General features: G+C 58.2%; 8 protein-coding genes. 5 read left to right on the top strand and 3 right to left on the bottom strand.

Going from position 1 to position 18,092, the window contains the following annotated elements; all coding sequences use genetic code 11:
• Window positions 1-641: 641 nt before the first annotated feature.
• The 5 genes from LHW45_02925 to LHW45_02905 all read left to right on the top strand — a co-directional run bounded on the left by LHW45_02925 (window position 642) and on the right by LHW45_02905 (window position 9,180).
• Entirely contained in the window at window positions 642-6,185 is a 5,544-nt protein-coding gene (locus LHW45_02925; protein ID MCB5284528.1) for a C25 family cysteine peptidase, read from the top strand.
• A gap of 191 nt (window positions 6,186-6,376) precedes the next feature.
• The gene (locus LHW45_02920) at window positions 6,377-6,688 is read left to right on the top strand and encodes a YbaB/EbfC family nucleoid-associated protein (GenBank protein MCB5284527.1); all 312 of its coding nucleotides are present in this window, start codon (window positions 6,377-6,379) and stop codon (window positions 6,686-6,688) included.
• A complete protein-coding gene (gene recR / locus LHW45_02915) occupies window positions 6,689-7,285 on the top strand; it encodes a recombination mediator RecR (GenBank protein MCB5284526.1) in 597 nt (198 codons plus the stop codon).
• 4 nt (window positions 7,286-7,289) lie between these two features.
• Entirely contained in the window at window positions 7,290-7,916 is a 627-nt protein-coding gene (locus tag LHW45_02910) for a riboflavin synthase (protein MCB5284525.1), read from the top strand.
• Window positions 7,900-9,180, top strand: coding sequence for an Ig-like domain-containing protein (locus tag LHW45_02905; protein MCB5284524.1), 1,281 nt, complete (start codon window positions 7,900-7,902; stop codon window positions 9,178-9,180). The genes LHW45_02910 and LHW45_02905 overlap by 17 nt, the downstream gene beginning before the upstream one ends.
• Window positions 9,181-10,235: 1,055 nt before the next feature.
• Here the strand turns inward: LHW45_02905 and LHW45_02900 are convergent.
• The 3 genes from LHW45_02900 to LHW45_02890 all read right to left on the bottom strand — a co-directional run bounded on the left by LHW45_02900 (window position 10,236) and on the right by LHW45_02890 (window position 18,072).
• On the bottom strand, window positions 10,236-11,879 hold the full coding sequence (locus tag LHW45_02900) for a bifunctional serine/threonine-protein kinase/formylglycine-generating enzyme family protein (protein ID MCB5284523.1): 1,644 nt from the start codon (window positions 11,877-11,879) through the stop codon (window positions 10,236-10,238).
• A 206-nt stretch (window positions 11,880-12,085) separates the two neighbouring features.
• Complete coding sequence (locus tag LHW45_02895) at window positions 12,086-13,912, bottom strand: SUMF1/EgtB/PvdO family nonheme iron enzyme (protein ID MCB5284522.1); 1,827 nt, start codon at window positions 13,910-13,912, stop codon at window positions 12,086-12,088.
• A gap of 152 nt (window positions 13,913-14,064) precedes the next feature.
• Complete coding sequence (locus tag LHW45_02890) at window positions 14,065-18,072, bottom strand: S8 family serine peptidase (protein MCB5284521.1); 4,008 nt, start codon at window positions 18,070-18,072, stop codon at window positions 14,065-14,067.
• Window positions 18,073-18,092 lie beyond the last annotated feature (20 nt).

Raw genomic sequence — 18,092 nt, 5'->3', positions numbered from 1 at the left:
AGGTTGTGGAAATTTTGCCACAGCCTGCCCTGGCCCTTAGCTCCAGCTGATACGCGCCCTGTCTGCCTCCCGCATGCCCCTCTCCAAGCAGGCGGGGATCATTCGGGGGATGAAATAGGGCCGAACAGACGGGGACAAAGGACAAAACCACCCAAAGCCCGTTCCAGAAAGGCTTGGTGGCAGAGGGAACCAGACTACCGCAAGCTAGGCTAAGGTAAATGGACGGCAAGCTGAAAAGCGAGACAGGGCATGATCCGGCCCAAATAATACTTGACAACATTAAGCCGGAAGCAAAATAATGGAACCATGAGTTAAGGGCAAGGCTTTGATATGATATCACCGCCTTGGCAGGTTTCCGTCAGGTTCGGATTTAGAGAACCCTGCTGCGATAAGACCGGGCAGGGTTCGGATGTCCGGAAGAAAACGGAAAGGATTTTTTCATCGGCTGAATGGGACGGCAAAACAGGGTCGGGGCAGGGAGAAAAAATGATCGCCAGAGCGTTTCGGGGACGCGGCGATGGCAGGCTGCATATGCTTGGGACAGGAGCGTTCCTGGGAGGGCTTGAGCTGGAGCGGCGTTCAGCGAACAGAGCATTGAAAAACAATCACCCGGCAAGTTCCGCAGGAACAAAGGAGACAATATGCGACGCATGATCCTTCTATCGATGCTTTTGGCCCTCGCGCCTTTTCTGGCCGCAGAAGCGGTTAGCACAGGCACGGGGGTGAATTCTGCCACGGTGCTTTCCTCTACCTTGGCAGAAACAGTCATTCAGTATGAAATTGGCAAATACGAAAAACTTGAACAGGAGATCGACGGAGCCACTTGGTACCAGATCAGTCTGGCCAAGGAAGGCAGGCTCCTGAAACTGGGGTATCCCGACCTGCCGGTCTTCAACCGCAGCATCATCATCGACGGCAAGGCCAGGATGAAGGCGGAGGTTTACGATCTGGAATACATCGACACCGAACTGCCCGTAGCGCCCTCCAAGGGCAGCTTCACCCGCGACATCGATCCCGCCAGCGTGCCTTGGACCTTCGGCGAGATCTACGCCAGCGAAGGATTTTGGCCCGCGGAGGTGGCCACCCTCTCTGAACCCTACATAATGCGGGATTTCCGGGGCAGCGTGGTGCAGGTGGCACCCTTTGCCTATAACCCCAATACCCGCGTCCTGAGGCAATACACCAGCTTCAAGGTCCGGGTTTTCGCGGAAGGGCTGGACACCGTCAACACCCTTACCCGTGCACCGGTTGACATCTCACGCGAGTTCGTGGATGTGTATGCCAACCATTTCCTGAACTGGGGTCCCGACCGCTACACTTCGGTCAGCGAGACTATCGGCTATCTGATGATCATCTATGACCCGGATTTCTACGATCAGGTGCTGCCCCTCTACGAATGGAAAAGGCAAAAAGGCATCTTGACCTATCTGCGCTCCACGGACACGACCGGAGACACCGCGGCGGAAATCCAAACTTATATCCAGGATTTTTACGACGATTACCCTTCGCTCACCTTCGTATTGCTGGTTGGCGATCATGCCGAGGTGCCCGCCCTCATTCACCAAAATGGTGGGGCGGATCCCATTCTGGCTTTGGTGGACGGAACCGACAGCTACCCGGACATCTTTGTGGGCCGGCTTTCCGCCACCACTGACGCAGAGGTGGCCAACCAGGTAAACAAGATCATCCTCTCCGAAAAGAACCTTGGTAGCACCGCCACCTGGATCGACAAGGCCACCGGAGTGGCCTCCAATCAGGGTCCCGGAGATGACGGGGAGTACGATTACCAACATCTGAACAACATCCGCACCGACCTCCTGGGCTACGGCTATTTTACTGTGGACCAGATCTACGATCCCGGCGCCACCGCCGCCCAAGTGGCCACTGCCATCAACGCCGGACGCGGCCTGGTGAACTACACCGGGCACGGCAGCTCCACCGCCTGGAGCACCACCGGTTTCAACAACAACAATGTGGCAGCCCTCACCAACGGCAACAAGATCCCGGTGATCGTCAGCGTGGCTTGCTCCAATGGTTACTTCACCAGCACAACCTGTTTCGCGGAGGCCTGGCAGCGCCACACCAACGGCGGCTCGATAGCCTTTTACGGAAGCTCCATCAGCCAGGACTGGAGTCCGCCGATGGCTGCCCAGGACGAGATCGCGGACCTGCTGGTGGCCGATGCAAAGATCACCCTGGGCGGCCTGCTCTTCAACGGTGCCTGCAAGATGCTGGACGATTATCCCACCGACGGACCGGACATGTACAAAACCTGGAACATCTTCGGCGACCCCTCCCTGCTCTATCGGTCCGACAATCCCACCAACATGACGGTGTCCTTCGACAGCTACAGGGATGTAATCGACACGCCGTCCCTGACCGTGACCACCAACGTTCCCTACGCCTATGTGGGAGTAAGCCGGGGTACTACTATCCACGGACGGGGCTATGCCAACGCGGCCGGCATCGCCACCCTCTCCCTGTCCTCCCTGCCCAGCTTTCCCGCTGAGTTCACCGTAACCGTGACCGCCCACAACAAGGTGACCTATCAGGGCACCCTTTACCAGGGCTACATCTGGGAAGGAGACGTATCCACTGCTTGGAATACAACCGGCAACTGGAACGTGAACAGCTATCCGCAGTCCGACAACGATGTCCTGATCCCGACCGGCTGTCCGCTCTACCCGGTGACCTCAAACTACACCGCTTACTGCAACAACATGACGGTGGAAACCGGTGCCAGCGTGACGATCGGGACCTACGACCTGCTGGTGACAAACAATGCCACCATCAGCGGCCAGATGTTGATGACTTCCGCCACAGACTGGGAAGTGGGCGGCAACATCAGCTGGGAAAACGGCTCCAGTGCCTCCATCACCAGCACCTCGGCTGATATCTACTGTAGCGGAGATATGACCTTCAAGGCGGGTTCGAACGTCCAACTGGCCTTGGGCTATCTGGAATTCAACGGCTCCAGCAGTTGCTACATCTACAACTTCAGCCCCAATACCCGGCTCTATAACCTCCGCTCCGACCTCGACGCTCCCAATGCCGTGATCCTGCACGACTCCTCAACCTACGATTTCATCTTCAACGGCAGCATCTGGTGCTACGACGGCAGCAGCCTCTATTGTTGGTACACTGGCAACGTTACCGTCAAGGGGCCTTATTTCAGGGATTACAACACCGGCAGCAACGGCGTCAAGCTGTACTATGGCACCCTCATCATGGACGGCAGCACCCAGCAGCTCGATCTGCTGGGCAGCTCCTGCTATCTGAACAATCTGGTGATCAGCCCCACGACGAAAGTGAACCTGACCCAAAACCTCACCGTTGTGAATGACCTTGTGATGGAAAGCGGAATATTCGATCCCGGCGCCTGGGGGATCACCCTTGGCGGCGACTGGATCAGGACCGCGGCCACGGACGCCTTTGCCGAAGGAACCTCCACCGTCACCTTCAACGGCAGCGTCCATCAATACTGCAATCACAGCGAAAACTTCAACAACCTGGTGGTGAACAAAAGCGGCGGAGCGCTGAGGATCAACAACAGTAGCGCCGTGGTCACCTGCGCCAGCTACGACTGGATCGCCGGCGCGGTGGACGTCCTGACCGGAACCTTCACCGCCAACAGCCTGGCCGCCAACCTCATCGAAGGGACCTGGTATCTGAATGACACCGGCACCATCAACCTGTACGCCCTTGGCACCGGCAGAAACATCCACCTGAACGGCGAGTTGCACATCTTCGGCGGCAATTTCAACGTTTACGGCGGCTCAATCCGGTCCCGCTGGCCATATACCGATGACGCGTTGATCGAGATGAGCGGCGGCATCCTAGACTTCCATGACCAGGGGGTATGGATCAACAATAACGATCCAACTCTCAGTTTCACGGATACCATCTCCGGCGGCAGGATCAGGATGACCGGGTCCCTGTCCGTCACCCGCAGCGACTTCAACCCCAGCGGAAATATCTTCGAACTCTATGGCAGCGGGGACCATATCATCGCCCACGATCCCGGCTCCAGCCTCTTCACTCTCATCATCAACAAAGCCAGCTCAAAATCGGCCAGCGAAAGCTTGGCGGAAGACCTGGAAACCGGTCTAAGCCTGCGCGCCAATTCCATCACAGCCGAAAGTGACCTGGATATCAACGGCTTTTTCCAGATCCTTGCGGGCACTTTCATCGCCCCCGCGAATATGAACGTGAGAGGCAGCTGGTTTAACTCCCTCGGCGAAGCGGCCTTCACCGAAGGTACCGGGTTGGTAGTTTTTGATGGAAACGCGCTTAGTACTATCTATGCAGACGAGGTTTTCTACTCGCTGGAGTTGGCAAAAAGTACTTCCTTGGGTCTGCAGGTTGCCTCGGGTTATTCAGTGACCTGCTCATCCTATGACTGGACCCTGGGCACCCTGACTGTGAATGGCGGTTCCTTCACCGCCCTGGACCTGGTTGATGCCTACATCCTGGGCGTGATCAACCTTGGCGCCGGCACCATCCACTTCCACCAGGATGCAGGGCAGTATCTGGATATCCAGGCCGAGCTGAACATCAGCGGCGGCGAACTGCATCTCTACGGCGGGACTCCAGGCGCTTACACATATCTCCCCAACGGCGGCAACGCCAGCCTGACCATGTCTGATGGCCTGCTTTACAGGCATGATGACGCGATCTACGTCTATGCCGCTAACGTCCTCACCAGCAACGTCACCGGCGGCATCATCCGCACCGACACGAGTTTCTTCTGCCTTCGCACAGATTTTAATCCCACTGGCGGAACGGTGGAACTCACCGGAACTACAGATGCCTCGCTCGCCATGTATGCCGGCAGCCTGTGGAATGTGAAGATCCGCAAAGGCAGCTTGGCCAAGGCAAATGATGGCGACGGCCAACCTGTGACTGTAATGGATAGAAACGGCGAACCGGTCACCCTCACCCGCAGCCAGACAGCCTCCCTGCTCAGCAACCTTGACTGCAACGGCAATCTTACCGTGGAAAGCGGTACCCTGACCTGCAACACCTGGGACATCACCTGCGATCAGGACATCTTGGTTTACGGCATCTTCAACGTCGATGAGGGGGCCTGCGTCTGGCTGACATCTGCCGACGGGACCTATGTTTATGATGGAGGCAGGCTGGAGGTGCTCGGAACTTCAGCCGCCCCAACCCTGATCAGCACATCGGTGGGCCTGTCATACCTGAATGTGTACGCGGGCGCCACCATCGCGGCGGAATTTGGCATCTTCGAACTTCTCTCATCCAGCGGTGTGAACGTGCATGAATCAGCAAACGTGGACCCCATCCATTCCTTCGCAAACTGTGTGTTTAGAAACGGACCGGCCGGGGGTACCCTGCTGACCCTAAACAATTCTCAGAACCTGTTGATCGCCAACGCCTCCTTCCCCACCAACGCAGGCGGCGGAGCTACCAACGTGCGCAAGACGGTTAACGAGGGCATAGTGAACCTGGCCAACGCCACGGGTGGTTTTGCCGGCGAGACCTATGACAACGACGATTACTTCAGAATCTTCTGGACCACCGCCACGGCCAGCCCGGACCTGCGGGTTCTAAAGGCCGTCTGGTCACCAGCCACCCCTGACCCCTATCTGGGCGACAGCCGCCAGGTTCAGGTCACCGTGGTCAACGCCAGCACCGGCGCCCTGGCTCAGAGCTTCTATCTGGACCTCTATTACAACCAGTCTTCAGCGCCATCTTCTTCAATGGCTGGAGACCGCTGGATGCGGATCCCATCTCTTCCCGCGGGCCTGCCTGTTGACTACATATTCATGGTTGCCAATTATGATGCCGGGCTCACGGGCCAATGGTTTTCCTGGCTGCAGATAGACACCGACCAGGAGGTTGCGGAAGCAATTGAAACCAACAACGTCTACGGCGCTTTCACCATCAACTGGCAGCCCCTGCCTGTCATCGATCCCCTGTCGATCAGCTACAATGCCGGTGATGACGACGTTGTCCTGGGCTGGACCTATCCCATCAGCGTCAACCGCTTCAACGTCTATACCGACACCGATCCCTACGGGCCCTTCACCACTTTGCTGGGCTATTCCTTCACCACCGAGTTCGAGGACACCACTCCCGGCCCATTGCGGCGCTTCTATCGTGTCAAAGCCGAACGCTTTCCTGTAAAAAAGGAGGAAACGCCCATCCGGGAACACAATTAACCCTTCATCCACATCGCACATTACAAGTCCCGCCTTTCACGACGGGACTTTTTTGCTGGTTCGGAGGCTGGGCTGGTGTGTGGCCAGCCATTTCACCCACTAATCGCTTGACGGATTTCTGCCTGTGGGGAGGCTTGTTTTTCCAGGCCGATTTTATACCGGCTTTAACGACAGACAACAAAGGATCAGATATGCAAAACATGAATCAACTGATGAAACAGGCCCAGAAGATGCAGCAGGAGATGCTGAGATCCCAGCAGGAACTGGAATCCAAGGTCTTCGCCATTACCACCGGCGGCGGTGTGGTCAAGCTGGAAATGACCGGCAAATACGAAGTACGATCCCTCACCATCGATCCCGAGGCAGTGAGCCCGGACGACGTGGAGATGCTGCAGGACCTGATCCTGGCGGCACTTAAGGAAGCTCACGCCCAGGTGGCCATGGCCTCGGAAGAGATCATGGGCAAAGTTACCGGCGGCATGAAGATCCCCGGGCTGATGTAGATGCTCGTTTCCCCCGCTCTGGAACGCCTGATCCAGTCCCTGAACCGCTTTCCCGGCATTGGCCGCAAGACCGCGCAGCGCCTGGCCTGGTTTCTGGTGAGCCAAAACAAGGATTTCGCCCTGGAACTGGCCGCCACCATCACCAGCACGGTGGAAAGCTTCACCAGCTGCGGCCTCTGCAACATGCTGGCCGAAAGCGATCCCTGCCCCTTCTGCGCTTCCGGCGAGCGTTCCGACGCCCTCCTCTGTGTGGTGGAAAGCACGGCCGACATCCAGATCATCGAAAACATGAACGACTACAGGGGACGCTATTTCGTGCTGGGCCATCTGCTCTCCCCCATCGACGGCTACGGCCCCGAGCAGATCCGCTCCGAACAATTGCTGGCCCGGATCGCCGCGCTGCGCCCAGAGGAACTGGTGCTGGCCCTCAAACCCTCTCCGGAAGGCGAGGCCACCATCCATTACCTATCCGAATTGCTGAAAGACAAAGGCGTTCAGGTTACCCGCCTCTCCACCGGCATCCCCTTCGGCGGCGACCTGGAATACAGCAGCCAGCTCACCCTCGCCAACGCCTGGAAACGGCGCTATCCGGTTTAAAACCATGTTCACAGGCATCATCCAGGCCACAGCCAAGATCCTCCGCGTGGTTCCCTCCGGCGGCGTTAAGATAGTCGCCATCCAGCGTCCCGCCGTGTTGGCAGAACTCCGGGAGGGCGCCAGCATCGCCTGCGACGGCATTTGCCTCACCGTTATCAGCTTCAACCAAGCCAGCTTCGAGGTGGAGGTGATGGCCGAAACCCTGGCCAAAAGCACCGCCGGGGCCTGGAACACCAACACCCTGCTCAATCTGGAACCCGCGCTCAAGCTTGGTGACCGCCTGGACGGACACTGGGTGCAGGGCCACATCGACCGCGTGGCCAAGCTGCTGGAAACCAGCACGAGAAGCGGCACCACCCGGCTGCGCTTTTCCCTCGACCCCCGCGACCGCGAACTGCTGGTGCCGCAAGGCTCCGTGGCCGTGAACGGCGTCAGCCTCACCCTCGCGGAACTCGGCCCCACATCTTTCAGCGTGGCCCTGATCTCCCACACCCTCCGGAATTCCAATCTCGGCCAGCTGGCGTCCGGGGCGTCCGTCAACCTCGAATACGACGTGTTCGGCAAATATGTGCGCGCGCTGCGCCAAAGCGGCTCTCTGAGCCTGGAAGGACTCAATGAAAAAGGTTTTTGACCTTATCCTGCTGCTGGCGCTGCTTTTGCTGGCTTCCTGCGGCAGCAAAAAAAGCCCCACCGGCGGCCCCGAGGATCTGGACCGTCCCGCCATCCTCAGTTCCCTGCCCGCGCAGTTTGGCCAGATCACGAACGGACGCCTCGAGATCAATTTCTCCAAGCCGCTGGACAAGAGTTCCGTAACCCAGGCGGTGTATATCTATCCTCCGGTGCAGGACAAGAAGATCAGCGTGGACAAGAGCACCCTGCTCATCCGCTTCAACGAGGAGCTTTTGCCGGACACGAACTACTACGTGACCGTGAGCACCAGGCTGAAGGACATCCGCGGCAATTCGCCCCTGGAAAACCAGACCCTCGTCTTTGCCAGCGGCCAGCTCAACCAACTTCAACTGGCCGGCACCGTGAGCTTTGAAGATGAGGCGGACGCGGCCTTGCCGGTGCAGCTGCGGCTGCTTTCCGCCGATTCGCTGAACGTGATCAGCACTGTTTCCCGCGGCCCGGCCTACGCCCTGGAAACCCTCAATCCCGCGTCCTATCTGCTCCGCGCCTACATCGACAAAGACCGCAACAACCGCCACGACCCGGACAGCGAACCCTTCTTTTCCGCCAGCGTGAACCTGCGGCGTTCCCAAAACCTGGACATCACCCTGGCCTATGCCGACAGCACCCGGCCCGTGATGAAACTCGCCCAGGCCCGGCACCAGCGCGAAGTGGAGATACTTTTTTCCGAACCCCTGTCCGGCTACGACTCCGTGAAACTGAACCGCCTGGATAACGGCGGCGAGCTCCCTGTCCTGATCACCAGCCTTGCCGGAGACAAACTCACCCTGCTCACCGGGGTCCAGGAAGCCCAGGAATACCGCGTCGAGGTCCGCGGCGCGCGAGACGCCCGGGGCAACAGCACTCCGGTGGACAAGGCCGATTTCCGCTCCTCCCAGATCGCCGATACCGCCGCGCCTACCGTTTTATCCAGCACCCCCCGCAACGGCACTTCCGTGAATACCCTGGAACCAACTCTGGAAATACGTTTTTCCGAAACCATCCCCGCCTCCGCGCTGAAAGCCACGCTCAAGGCCGCGGAAGCCAACGCGGAAATCGCCATCACCCTTGGCGGCGCCGATACAGCCACCTACACCTTCAAACCCACGCGCGCCCTGCAAAACTACCGCTCCTATGTCCTCACCGTCTCCGCCGCCGATATCAGCGGCAACAAACTGGCCGAGGAATATAAACTGAACTTCCTGCCCCTGCTGAGAACCCCATAGCAGCTCTGTTGTCCCGCGGAAGGTCGACGTCCCCGTCGACCACAAACCCGCGAGGCTTTGCATAACACACATCCACACCTTGGTGGCATCCAGGGTTCCAGCATCAGAGAAAGCTCCTCCGGAGCTTGGTCGACGGGGACGTCGACCTTCCGATCCAGGGCCCGGTCTTCTTCTTTCTCCATTTTTCCCTGGACAAGCGGCTGAATGTTACCCACTATAGATAAAGAGCGGAAAGGGGTATGGGGCGTCAGAAATCTGGCGAATCCTGGGGGTTCGGCCCTTAGCCCCTTCCCCTTCGCCTCCCCTTGACTTCCCGCACACTTCCCGCCTGTTAGGCGGGAAGTGTGCGGGAGGCGGAAGAGGGGTGAACAGGCTGGGGCAAAGGGCGGGTCAAAGGATTTACCGGTGGCTGAAGCCCGCCGGAGATCGTCTATCTTGTTGTAACGCTGGAGGTAACGGTGGCTGAAGCCGCCGCCTGACATGAAAAGTATGGCTCATGTTCAAATAGAGTGGGTGCCGTAATCCCAGCGCAGGCCGGGATCCAGAAAAGCCCCGTGGCGCAAGATCCCGATCCTGCGAAAAGCCAAAACGCAGCATTGGCATGCTGCGCTACGAACCGGACAAAAGACCTGGATTCCAGCCTGCGCTGGAATGACGGATAGGATACTAGAGTTTACCCACCATAAATGAACTTGAGCCATAAGTATGGCTCTCTTTCCAACCGAGTGGCTTAGCCCGGAGGGCGACATACCAAAGCGAGGGTGTGAAGTGACCGGGGACCCCGCGGAGGAGCGCAGCGATGCCGTGGGGCGGGAACGAAACCACTCGTAAGAGTGATAAACGGAGGATCGAGCCCCTTGCGGGCGCCAGAACCGCGGGGATGGATTCCTGTCGCCCACAAGGGGCTTCTCACTTTGTTGTTGCTCTCGTTAAGAGGGGCTTACGCTCCCTCGCTATGATCTGTCGCCCTCCGGGCTGGATAACAACGAATTACCCACCCGGTTGGAAAAAGAGCCGAAGGGGCCAAAAACCAAGTACCAAGAGCCAAGAAGCAATCAATTTATAGTCCTGCAGACACGGAACCCGTAGTAGCTGTAGCCGTCGCACGGATCGCCGTTACCACGGTACGACACCCGGCAGCCAGTTGCACCGTTGTCCCAGAAGCCACCGCGCAACATACGGTATGAGCCCGTACTCGGACCCTGGGGATCATGGCCCGGACTTGTGGCATAGTAAGCGCTGTCATACCAATCCCAGCACCATTCCCAGACGTTGCCGCTCATATCGAAGAGACCCAGTTCATTGGCCTGTTTGGATCCCACCGGATGGGGTTGCCCTCCGGAATTGCCACTATACCAGGCAACCGCGTCAACTTGATCAGAGCCGGAGAATTGGAAACCGCGGCCATATTTCCCGCCCCGGGCCGCGTACTCCCACTCCGCCTCGGTGGGGAGCCTGAAACCGTTGGCCGACCAATCTGCCTCAATGATCTGTGACCGGAGACTGCCGCCTTCTCTCAGGGTTCGATAACAAGGCCGCAAGCCCGACTGGACGCTCAAGCGATTGCAGAATTCGACCGCATCATTCCACGATACTGAATCAACGGGAAGATCGTGGCCTCGAAACCGAGATGGGGAGACTCCCATGATTTTAATCCACTCCGCTTGCGTAACTTGATACATGCAGATATAATATGGCGACAAAGTCACCGCATGGACTGGTTTTTCATCAGTATTGCCCTGCTCTGAGCCCATCATGAAAGTGCCGCCTTCGATGAGGACCAGGTTGGTGTGCAGATTTTCGAATTGTTTAGGAATGGGGATCGTTGACGCTGGAGATAATGGCGGTAAAACTTGTAATGGTACTGATGCCTGAGGTATGGGAGCTACAGCATTTTCGCCAAATCCGGGCGGGCGCAGATTTCTGTCCTTGATGGTGCATGACCTCAGCAGAGCCATGGCCGCTTCGGAGATGTGGGGATAAACGGCCCGCGGGTCGGGGATCTCTTCCGTGACGATCTTGTGCTGGATCACGTATTCGCTGTCGGTGTCGGCATTGAAGGGCAGGCGGCCGCTGAGCATTTCGTAGAGCACCACGCCGGCTGAATAGACGTCGCTGCGGGCATCGATGTCTTTCACCGCCATCACCTGTTCCGGGCTCATGTAGTGCATGGTGCCCAAGCGTGTGCCGGTGCGGGTGAGGTGGCCTTCCGAAAGCAATCTGGCGATGCCGAAATCCATCATCAGCACGTGGTCGGCATTGGCGGGATCGACCATGATGTTGGAGGGTTTCACGTCGCGGTGGATGATGCCCTTGGCGTGGGCGGAGGCCAGGGCGGCGGCGATCTGGTCAAAGATCCGCAGGGCGCGCTGTTCCGGGACGGGGCCCGTGCGGTCGATCAACTCGCGCAGAGTGATGCCGGGAGCGTATTCCAGCACCATATAGTAGTCTCCGGCCTCGGCGAAAAAGGCGAGGATGCCCACGATGTTCGGATGCTTGAGTTTGGCCTGGATGCGGGCCTCGCTTTGGAAGCGGGCGGCGAAATCAGCGTCCTGGGTGAGCAGGTTGTTCAGCCGTTTGATGGCCACCTCGCGGTCCAGCATGTCATCCCGGGCCAGCCACACCTCACCCATGCCGCCGCTGCCGATCAGGCGCACGGCCTCGTAATCGCGAATTTTAACGCCGGGTGACAATTGCATGTCCCCTCCCTTTATGATTGGGGTTGATTATCCGCTGAGCGGAAAACCGTCAAGGAAAATCCCAGTTGGGGCTGCCGGTTGCTGAAGCCGTCGCCTTCCGTCTTGACAGGGAAAGGGATCGACACCCGGACAACTCCTGATGGATCGATCAATCTTTGGTTCCCTCTCAGGCAAATTGCGGATATTCCAGGCCGGACCGACTGGGATCACATCCGCGAACGCACCACCCGCAGCCCGAGATTGTAATATTTGGTGGTGCTAAGGTCCATGTTGCGGAAGGCAACGCGGTTGAGGGTGCTGTCGTAGTTCCAGGAGCCGCCCCGCAGGGTTCTCTGGGTGCCGTGGTCCGGGCCGCGCGGGTCGCTGTAGGCCCCCCAGCTGTAGTAGGCGGGATCATACCAGTCCCAGCACCATTCCCAAACGTTGCCGCTCATGTCGTAAAGGCCCAGCTCGTTGGGATCGCGGGAGCCCACGCGGTGGGACTTTTGGCCGGAATTATGGCTGTACCAGGCCACTTCTGCCAAAGAGTTGGAGCCAGAGAAGCTGAAACCCCGGCCCCGGGCACCTCCGCGGGCGGCATATTCCCACTCGGCCTCGGTGGGCAGGCGGTAGCCGTTGGCGCCGAAATCACAATAGAGATCGTCCATATAGCCTCTGTAACAGGGTTGGAGGCCTTCCCTGATGCTGCGGTTGTTGCAGTAATTGACGGCGTCTTCCCAGCTGATGCGCTCCACGGGATGGTCTGGACCCGCATTGTAAGCGGGATTGTGGCCCAGCACCGAGCTCCATTCGGCCTGGGTGACCTCGTGGCGGCAGATGTAAAAGGGGGAAACCTGCACCTGGTGCACCGGCTGTTCATTGGCGTTGACGCCGTTGGCGCCCATGTGGAAGGTGCCGCCGGCCACATAGATGAAATCCGGGCCCGCGGGCATGTATTTTTCCACCGTTTTGGCAGCCAGCGGCGCCACTTCCACTCCGGCCGTGTCCGTGCCAGCAACAGACCCGGGTTGGACGGGCCAGTCCGTTTGGACGGGTGAGGTGGCGTAACGGTAGAGCAGAAAGGCGATCAGGCCGATCAGGAGGAGGTAGATGTACCAAAAGTCCAGCCAGGTTTTGGCGCGTTTGGGGGGATCCTCCAAAACCAGATCCTCATCCGCGGCGGAGGGGAAATCCTTTCCCGGCGCGGACCCCATAACGCCCTGGGAGCCGTGATCCGCCAGATTCAGCGCGTTGGCGATCCTGGCGAGGCGGAAATCGCGGTTTTTCTGGGTGAGGCGACGCAGCAGAAAGACGGTGGCATCGCTGATGTAAGGATAAACTGAGCGGGGGTCCGGAAGCTCCTGGGATACGATCTTGTTCTGGATGCTGTAGTGGCTTTCGCTGTTCGGATCGAAGGGCAGGCGGCCGCTGAGCATTTCGTAGAGGACCACGCCGGCGGAATAGATGTCCGTGCGCTGATCAAGGTTTTCCTGCGAAAGCACCTGTTCGGGGCTCATGTAGGAAGTGGAACCCACCACCGATCCGGGCCGGGTGAGATGCCCGTCCTCCAGCAGCCGCGCGATACCGAAATCCATCACCTTCACGGCGTCGCTGTTTTGCGTGTCCACCATGATGTTGGCCGGCTTCACGTCCCGGTGGATGATCCCCTTGTTGTGCGCGTAAGCCAGGGCCTCCACCAGCTGGCGGAAAATGCCCAGAGCGCGACGCTCCGGGATGGGTCCGGTGCGTTCTATCAGTTCCCTGAGGGTGATGCCGGGCGCGTATTCCTGCACCATGCAATAATCGCCCCGCTCTTCAAAAAAGGACAGCAGGCCAACGATGTGGGGATGGCTGAGCCGGGCCTGGATGCGGGCCTCATTCTGAAAGCGGGCGGCAAAAGCCTGGTCCTGGGTGAGCCGAACGCTGATCAGCTTCACCGCCACCAGACGGTCCAGCATGGTTTCGCGGGCCAGCCACACTTCGCCCATGCCGCCGCTGCCGATGAGGCGGATGATCTCGTAATCGCGAATTTTGGCGCCGGGTAACAGTTGCATCTCCACTCCTTTCTGACTGGGCGTTGATTATCCATTGAAGGGAAAAGCGTCAAGGGAAAATCCTCAGGGTACTTTTACTGAGACCTTACACACCAGATGGAGAAAGCCCGGAACGAGGGGTCCCGGGCTTTGGGAGTGTCTTATGAGAAGGATTATTTGCAGAGCACCATTTTGCGGAACTGGGAGAACGTCCCCGCGCTCATGCGGTAGAGATAAACCCCGCTGGAGAGCGGCACCCCGTTGCGGTCGCGGCCATCGAAGGCAAGGCTGAATTGGCCGGGGGCACTATGTTCCTTGTGATAAGACCGCACGATCTGGCCGCGCTGGTTGTAGATATCGATCACCACCGGCGCGGGTTCCGCCAGGCTGTAAGACAGCGTGGTGCTGGGATTGAAGGGATTGGGGTAGGCCGGACCGAGCGCCGTGACCAGAGGAATGGAGGGTGTGCCGGAACCCACAGCCGCGTAAGCGATGGAAATGGGGCCGTGGTAGTCCACGGTTCCGTCCAGATCGGAGTTTTGCAGCCAGTAGTAATAGGTTCCGTCCTCTTGGATCTCTGCGTCCGTGAAGATGTAGGTCTGCTGCTGCGAGGTGTTGGTGGCCTGGATCAGTTCGCTGACCGTGGTGGCAGTGGCCAATTCCTCATTGCTGTTGCGCAGCACGTAAAAGCCCTGCACACCAGTCTCGGTCTGGGTTACCCAGGTGAGGTTCACATAGTTGTCCGCGGAGATGGCGGCGGTGAAGGAGGAAAGCTCGATGGGATTAACTGGTTCGTAGTAATCCCCGGCCACAAAGTCATCCACCATGAAAGCAAAGGCATCATTGGAAACACACTGAATGGCGATGTAGGCTGTCGTGTTCGCGCAGGACGGGGGCAGCGCGTATTCGTAGAGGGTCCACTCGGTGGGAGCTTCCACGTAGGTGGTAGCGCTACCGGCAAGATAGTTGGTGAAACTGGTGTAGGCGTTGCCGGTGGTCGAATAAAGCACTTTGAAGCGCTCCAAGCCGTACTGATCCGTGATGGACTTGGCAAAGAAGCTGATACGGGGCGAATCTCCGAAGCTGAGGGCGGGCGAGATCAACCAGTCGTTGTTGGGAGGGGTGGTGGCGGCAAAGCAAGCCGCGTATTTGGTTCCCGAATAGGGTTCGTAGTCTCCAGTCAACGCGGGAGTGGTACTGGCCGGATTGAAGATGATGTAGGATCCTGTGTATCCGGAGTTGGTGAAGGTAACGCCGTCGATGCCGTAGGTGGCGTATCCGTCTCCGTCATATAGAGTCCAAGGAGCAAAGGTCAGCGCGAAATTTGTGTAAGTGTCATAATAATCCTCGTGAACTTCTTCCACAGCAAATCCACGCAAGGGGATCGCGTAAGTCGCCTTGTCTTGCGCGCGGGGTTTCAGGTCTCGCACAAAACAGTCCGCGTGTTTGTGTCCTTCGGCGTGAGACCTTCCGATCCGGGTAGCACCGGTCAGGGTGTTGGTGAAATCGACTTGGGGGATAATCACACTCCCCTTGGCGGTGTTGTCCACGATCTGCAGATTGGCTGTTTTTTCACCGTAGGCCGAGGAGGCCTGAGGTTCGAATTTTACTGTCCAGGAGGCGGTTTGGCCGTGGATCAGGTTGATGGGATAAGTGTTGTCGTCGACGAGAGTAAACTGGCCAGGATCGATGCCGGTCAAAGAAACAGCACCAGAATTGATCGTCAGGGTCGAACCCGCCATGTTTCCCACCTCGAAAAGGTGCGGAGTGCAAACACTGCTGCCCTTAAGCGCCAAGCCGTAATCGAATTCAGTATCGGAGAACCCCATCAGAGGATTAGGCAGGATGCCGGAAATGCTGATGTCGTCCACCGCCGCGGGGGGTTGGTTCGCGGTTGAGTTGTTATTTTTCCAAGAGAATATCAACAACTGGACCGTGTCGGAGACATTGTTGTTCAAGGTGATGGCTGGGGTCTGCCAGGTCGTACCCTGTCCGTTGTATGGCCCCCCGATCCGGTAGGTGGTGCTGAAAGCGGTGCCTGCCGTGGGAAGAATGTTCAGGTCCAGATCCACCAGAAATACTTCCAGCACATCGTAAGTAGCCTGCCCATTGGATTTCCAGGCGAAATTAAGCTGGTAGCTGTTTCCGGGAGGGAAATAAACGGGAGCGTAGAGATGGGAAACAGAAGTGGCGGTGCGGGTGTAGGCATTTACCAACGTGCTGCTGCTGTTAGTGATGTAGGCGCAGTAGGGCGAGCTTCTATAGGTGGCGTTGGCGATGGTCCAGAAATTAGTTTGATTTGCCTGGGCCGCGTACCAGTCATTGAGGTCGCCGTCCCAGTTTTCCGCGAAGAAAGTGATCCGTTCAGTGCCGTCGGCCAAGGTGGTGGCCTGAGCTGTCACTCCTGGGGAATAGGCCACGGCTTTGGCGCTGTCGTCGCCCACGGACCAGGCTTTGTAATAGTAGGTGGTAAAGGGTGAGCGTCCGGTATGGCTGTAGCTGGTGTTACTGCCGTTGTAGAGAACGGTGCCGCCGCCGGTGATGCTGTTGCCGGCCGAATAAGTGGTCCCCGCGATAGGCGCTCCGAAAGTGCCGGTGGCGCTCCAGGCAACCATAACGTTATTATTGGCGGCGTTTTGGGTCCAAGCCAGATCTATCTGGGTAGTGCTGGCGGCTGTGGCCGTGAAAGTGATGGGGTCTTCGACCGATACAAGATTCAGACTGTTCAAAGCGGCTTCAAGATTGATCAATCCGTAGCCGGTGTACATGTCCCAACCCACGGAAGCGCCGATGGTCATGTCGGTGGCAGTGCTGGTGATGATGGTCCTGATCTCGGCCGGAGTGAGGGTGGGATCCTGGGAAAGCAGTAACGCCACGGCGCCGGCGGCATAGGGGCAGGCACAGGAAGTGCCGCCAAAATACCAGTTGTAATCGCCATTCGCCCATCCTGCAGTGCCTTGAATATCCGTGGAGGGAAGTTCAGTTGGGGCCATGATGTCCACAGCTAGCCGGTCGTCCTGGGTGGCGGAACCGTAGCAGGAGCCGTAATATAGCACTCCGTCCGAGGAGGTGAAGCTCTTTCTTTCGCCTTCCGGCGCGGCGGCACCCACGCTGATCACATACTGGTTGTTGGAGGGATAACCTATGGCGTTCTGAGTTTCATTGACTCCTGTACCCATATAGGCAGGATCATAATAGTTGCCTGATGAAGCGAGAATCACCACTCCAGCGTTGTTCGCGTAGGTGAGGGTCGGATCGACTGTGGGGTCGGATGAGATACCCTGGGCGCCCAGGCTCATGCTGATCACGTGGGCTCCGTTGTCCGCCGCGTGGGTTATGGCATTGGCGATTGCTGTAAAGGTCATGCCGCCGGTGGCGCTGGCCACCTTGAGGGGCATGATGCTGCAACCTCCGGCGCTGCCGACCACACCGAGGTTGTTGTTGGCCTTGGCAGCCGCGATTCCGGCTGCCTGGGTGCCATGGCCGGCATCCGGCGCATCGTCCATGGGGTTGTTGTCGCCCACGCCGTAGTCGTAACCCGCCACCAGAGTGAGATCCGGATGGCTGGTGTCCACTCCGGAGTCGATGATGGCGATCACGATACTGGAATTGCCGTATCCATAATTCCAAGCTTCCTCAGCGTGGGTGTCCCAGCCTGGGGTTCCCACCGCGGGACCGGTATAATCGTAGGTGCTTACTTGCCAGGAAGGGAACTGGCCGGTGTTGTTGTGGCCCCAGTTGTCACCGTAATAGGTATCGTTGGGCACGGCCTGAGTGTAGGCGTAGTATTCCAGGCTGGCGTCCTCAACCTCGGGATCGGTCAGGAAATCCGCCAAGGTTGTCTGCACATCCGTGCTGCCGTCCAGCATGATGATGAACCAGCGGTCGAAGCCGGTGGTTTGTTCCCAGGCGGTGTCATTCACCCGGCGGTGGGCCCGTTTGAGTTTGTTCCCGCCGTTGCGGGCCATTTTCTCGTCCAGGCTCCTGATGCCAAAGCTGGTTTTTTCGGTGTTCAGGTCCTGGGGCAGGTCAGCCAGGTTTTTGGCTTGAGTGGTGAGTTTGACCTTGATGCGGTCATTGGCAAAAGCCGGTTGTTCGCCGTCCTTTTGCATCCTTGCAGCAGCCGACAGAATCATACCCATGCAGATAAAAACCGAGAGTAGAAGCAACATCTTACGCATGGCGGTTCTCCTTGATAATC

The organism is Candidatus Cloacimonadota bacterium (assembly GCA_020532085.1).
Lineage (GTDB): Bacteria > Cloacimonadota > Cloacimonadia > Cloacimonadales > Cloacimonadaceae > Syntrophosphaera.
Note: the sequence above shows the minus strand (reverse complement) of the source record. Positions and strands in the feature narration are given on the sequence as shown.

Coding starts and splice junctions, on each gene's coding strand:
- LHW45_02910 (MCB5284525.1), top strand. CDS start 7,290: ATGTTCACAGGCATCATCCAGGCCACAGCCAAGATCCTCCGCGTGGTT.
- recR (MCB5284526.1), top strand. CDS start 6,689: ATGCTCGTTTCCCCCGCTCTGGAACGCCTGATCCAGTCCCTGAACCGC.
- LHW45_02905 (MCB5284524.1), top strand. CDS start 7,900: ATGAAAAAGGTTTTTGACCTTATCCTGCTGCTGGCGCTGCTTTTGCTG.
- LHW45_02900 (MCB5284523.1), bottom strand. CDS start 11,879: ATGCAATTGTCACCCGGCGTTAAAATTCGCGATTACGAGGCCGTGCGC.
- LHW45_02920 (MCB5284527.1), top strand. CDS start 6,377: ATGCAAAACATGAATCAACTGATGAAACAGGCCCAGAAGATGCAGCAG.
- LHW45_02925 (MCB5284528.1), top strand. CDS start 642: ATGCGACGCATGATCCTTCTATCGATGCTTTTGGCCCTCGCGCCTTTT.
- LHW45_02895 (MCB5284522.1), bottom strand. CDS start 13,912: ATGCAACTGTTACCCGGCGCCAAAATTCGCGATTACGAGATCATCCGC.
- LHW45_02890 (MCB5284521.1), bottom strand. CDS start 18,072: ATGCGTAAGATGTTGCTTCTACTCTCGGTTTTTATCTGCATGGGTATG.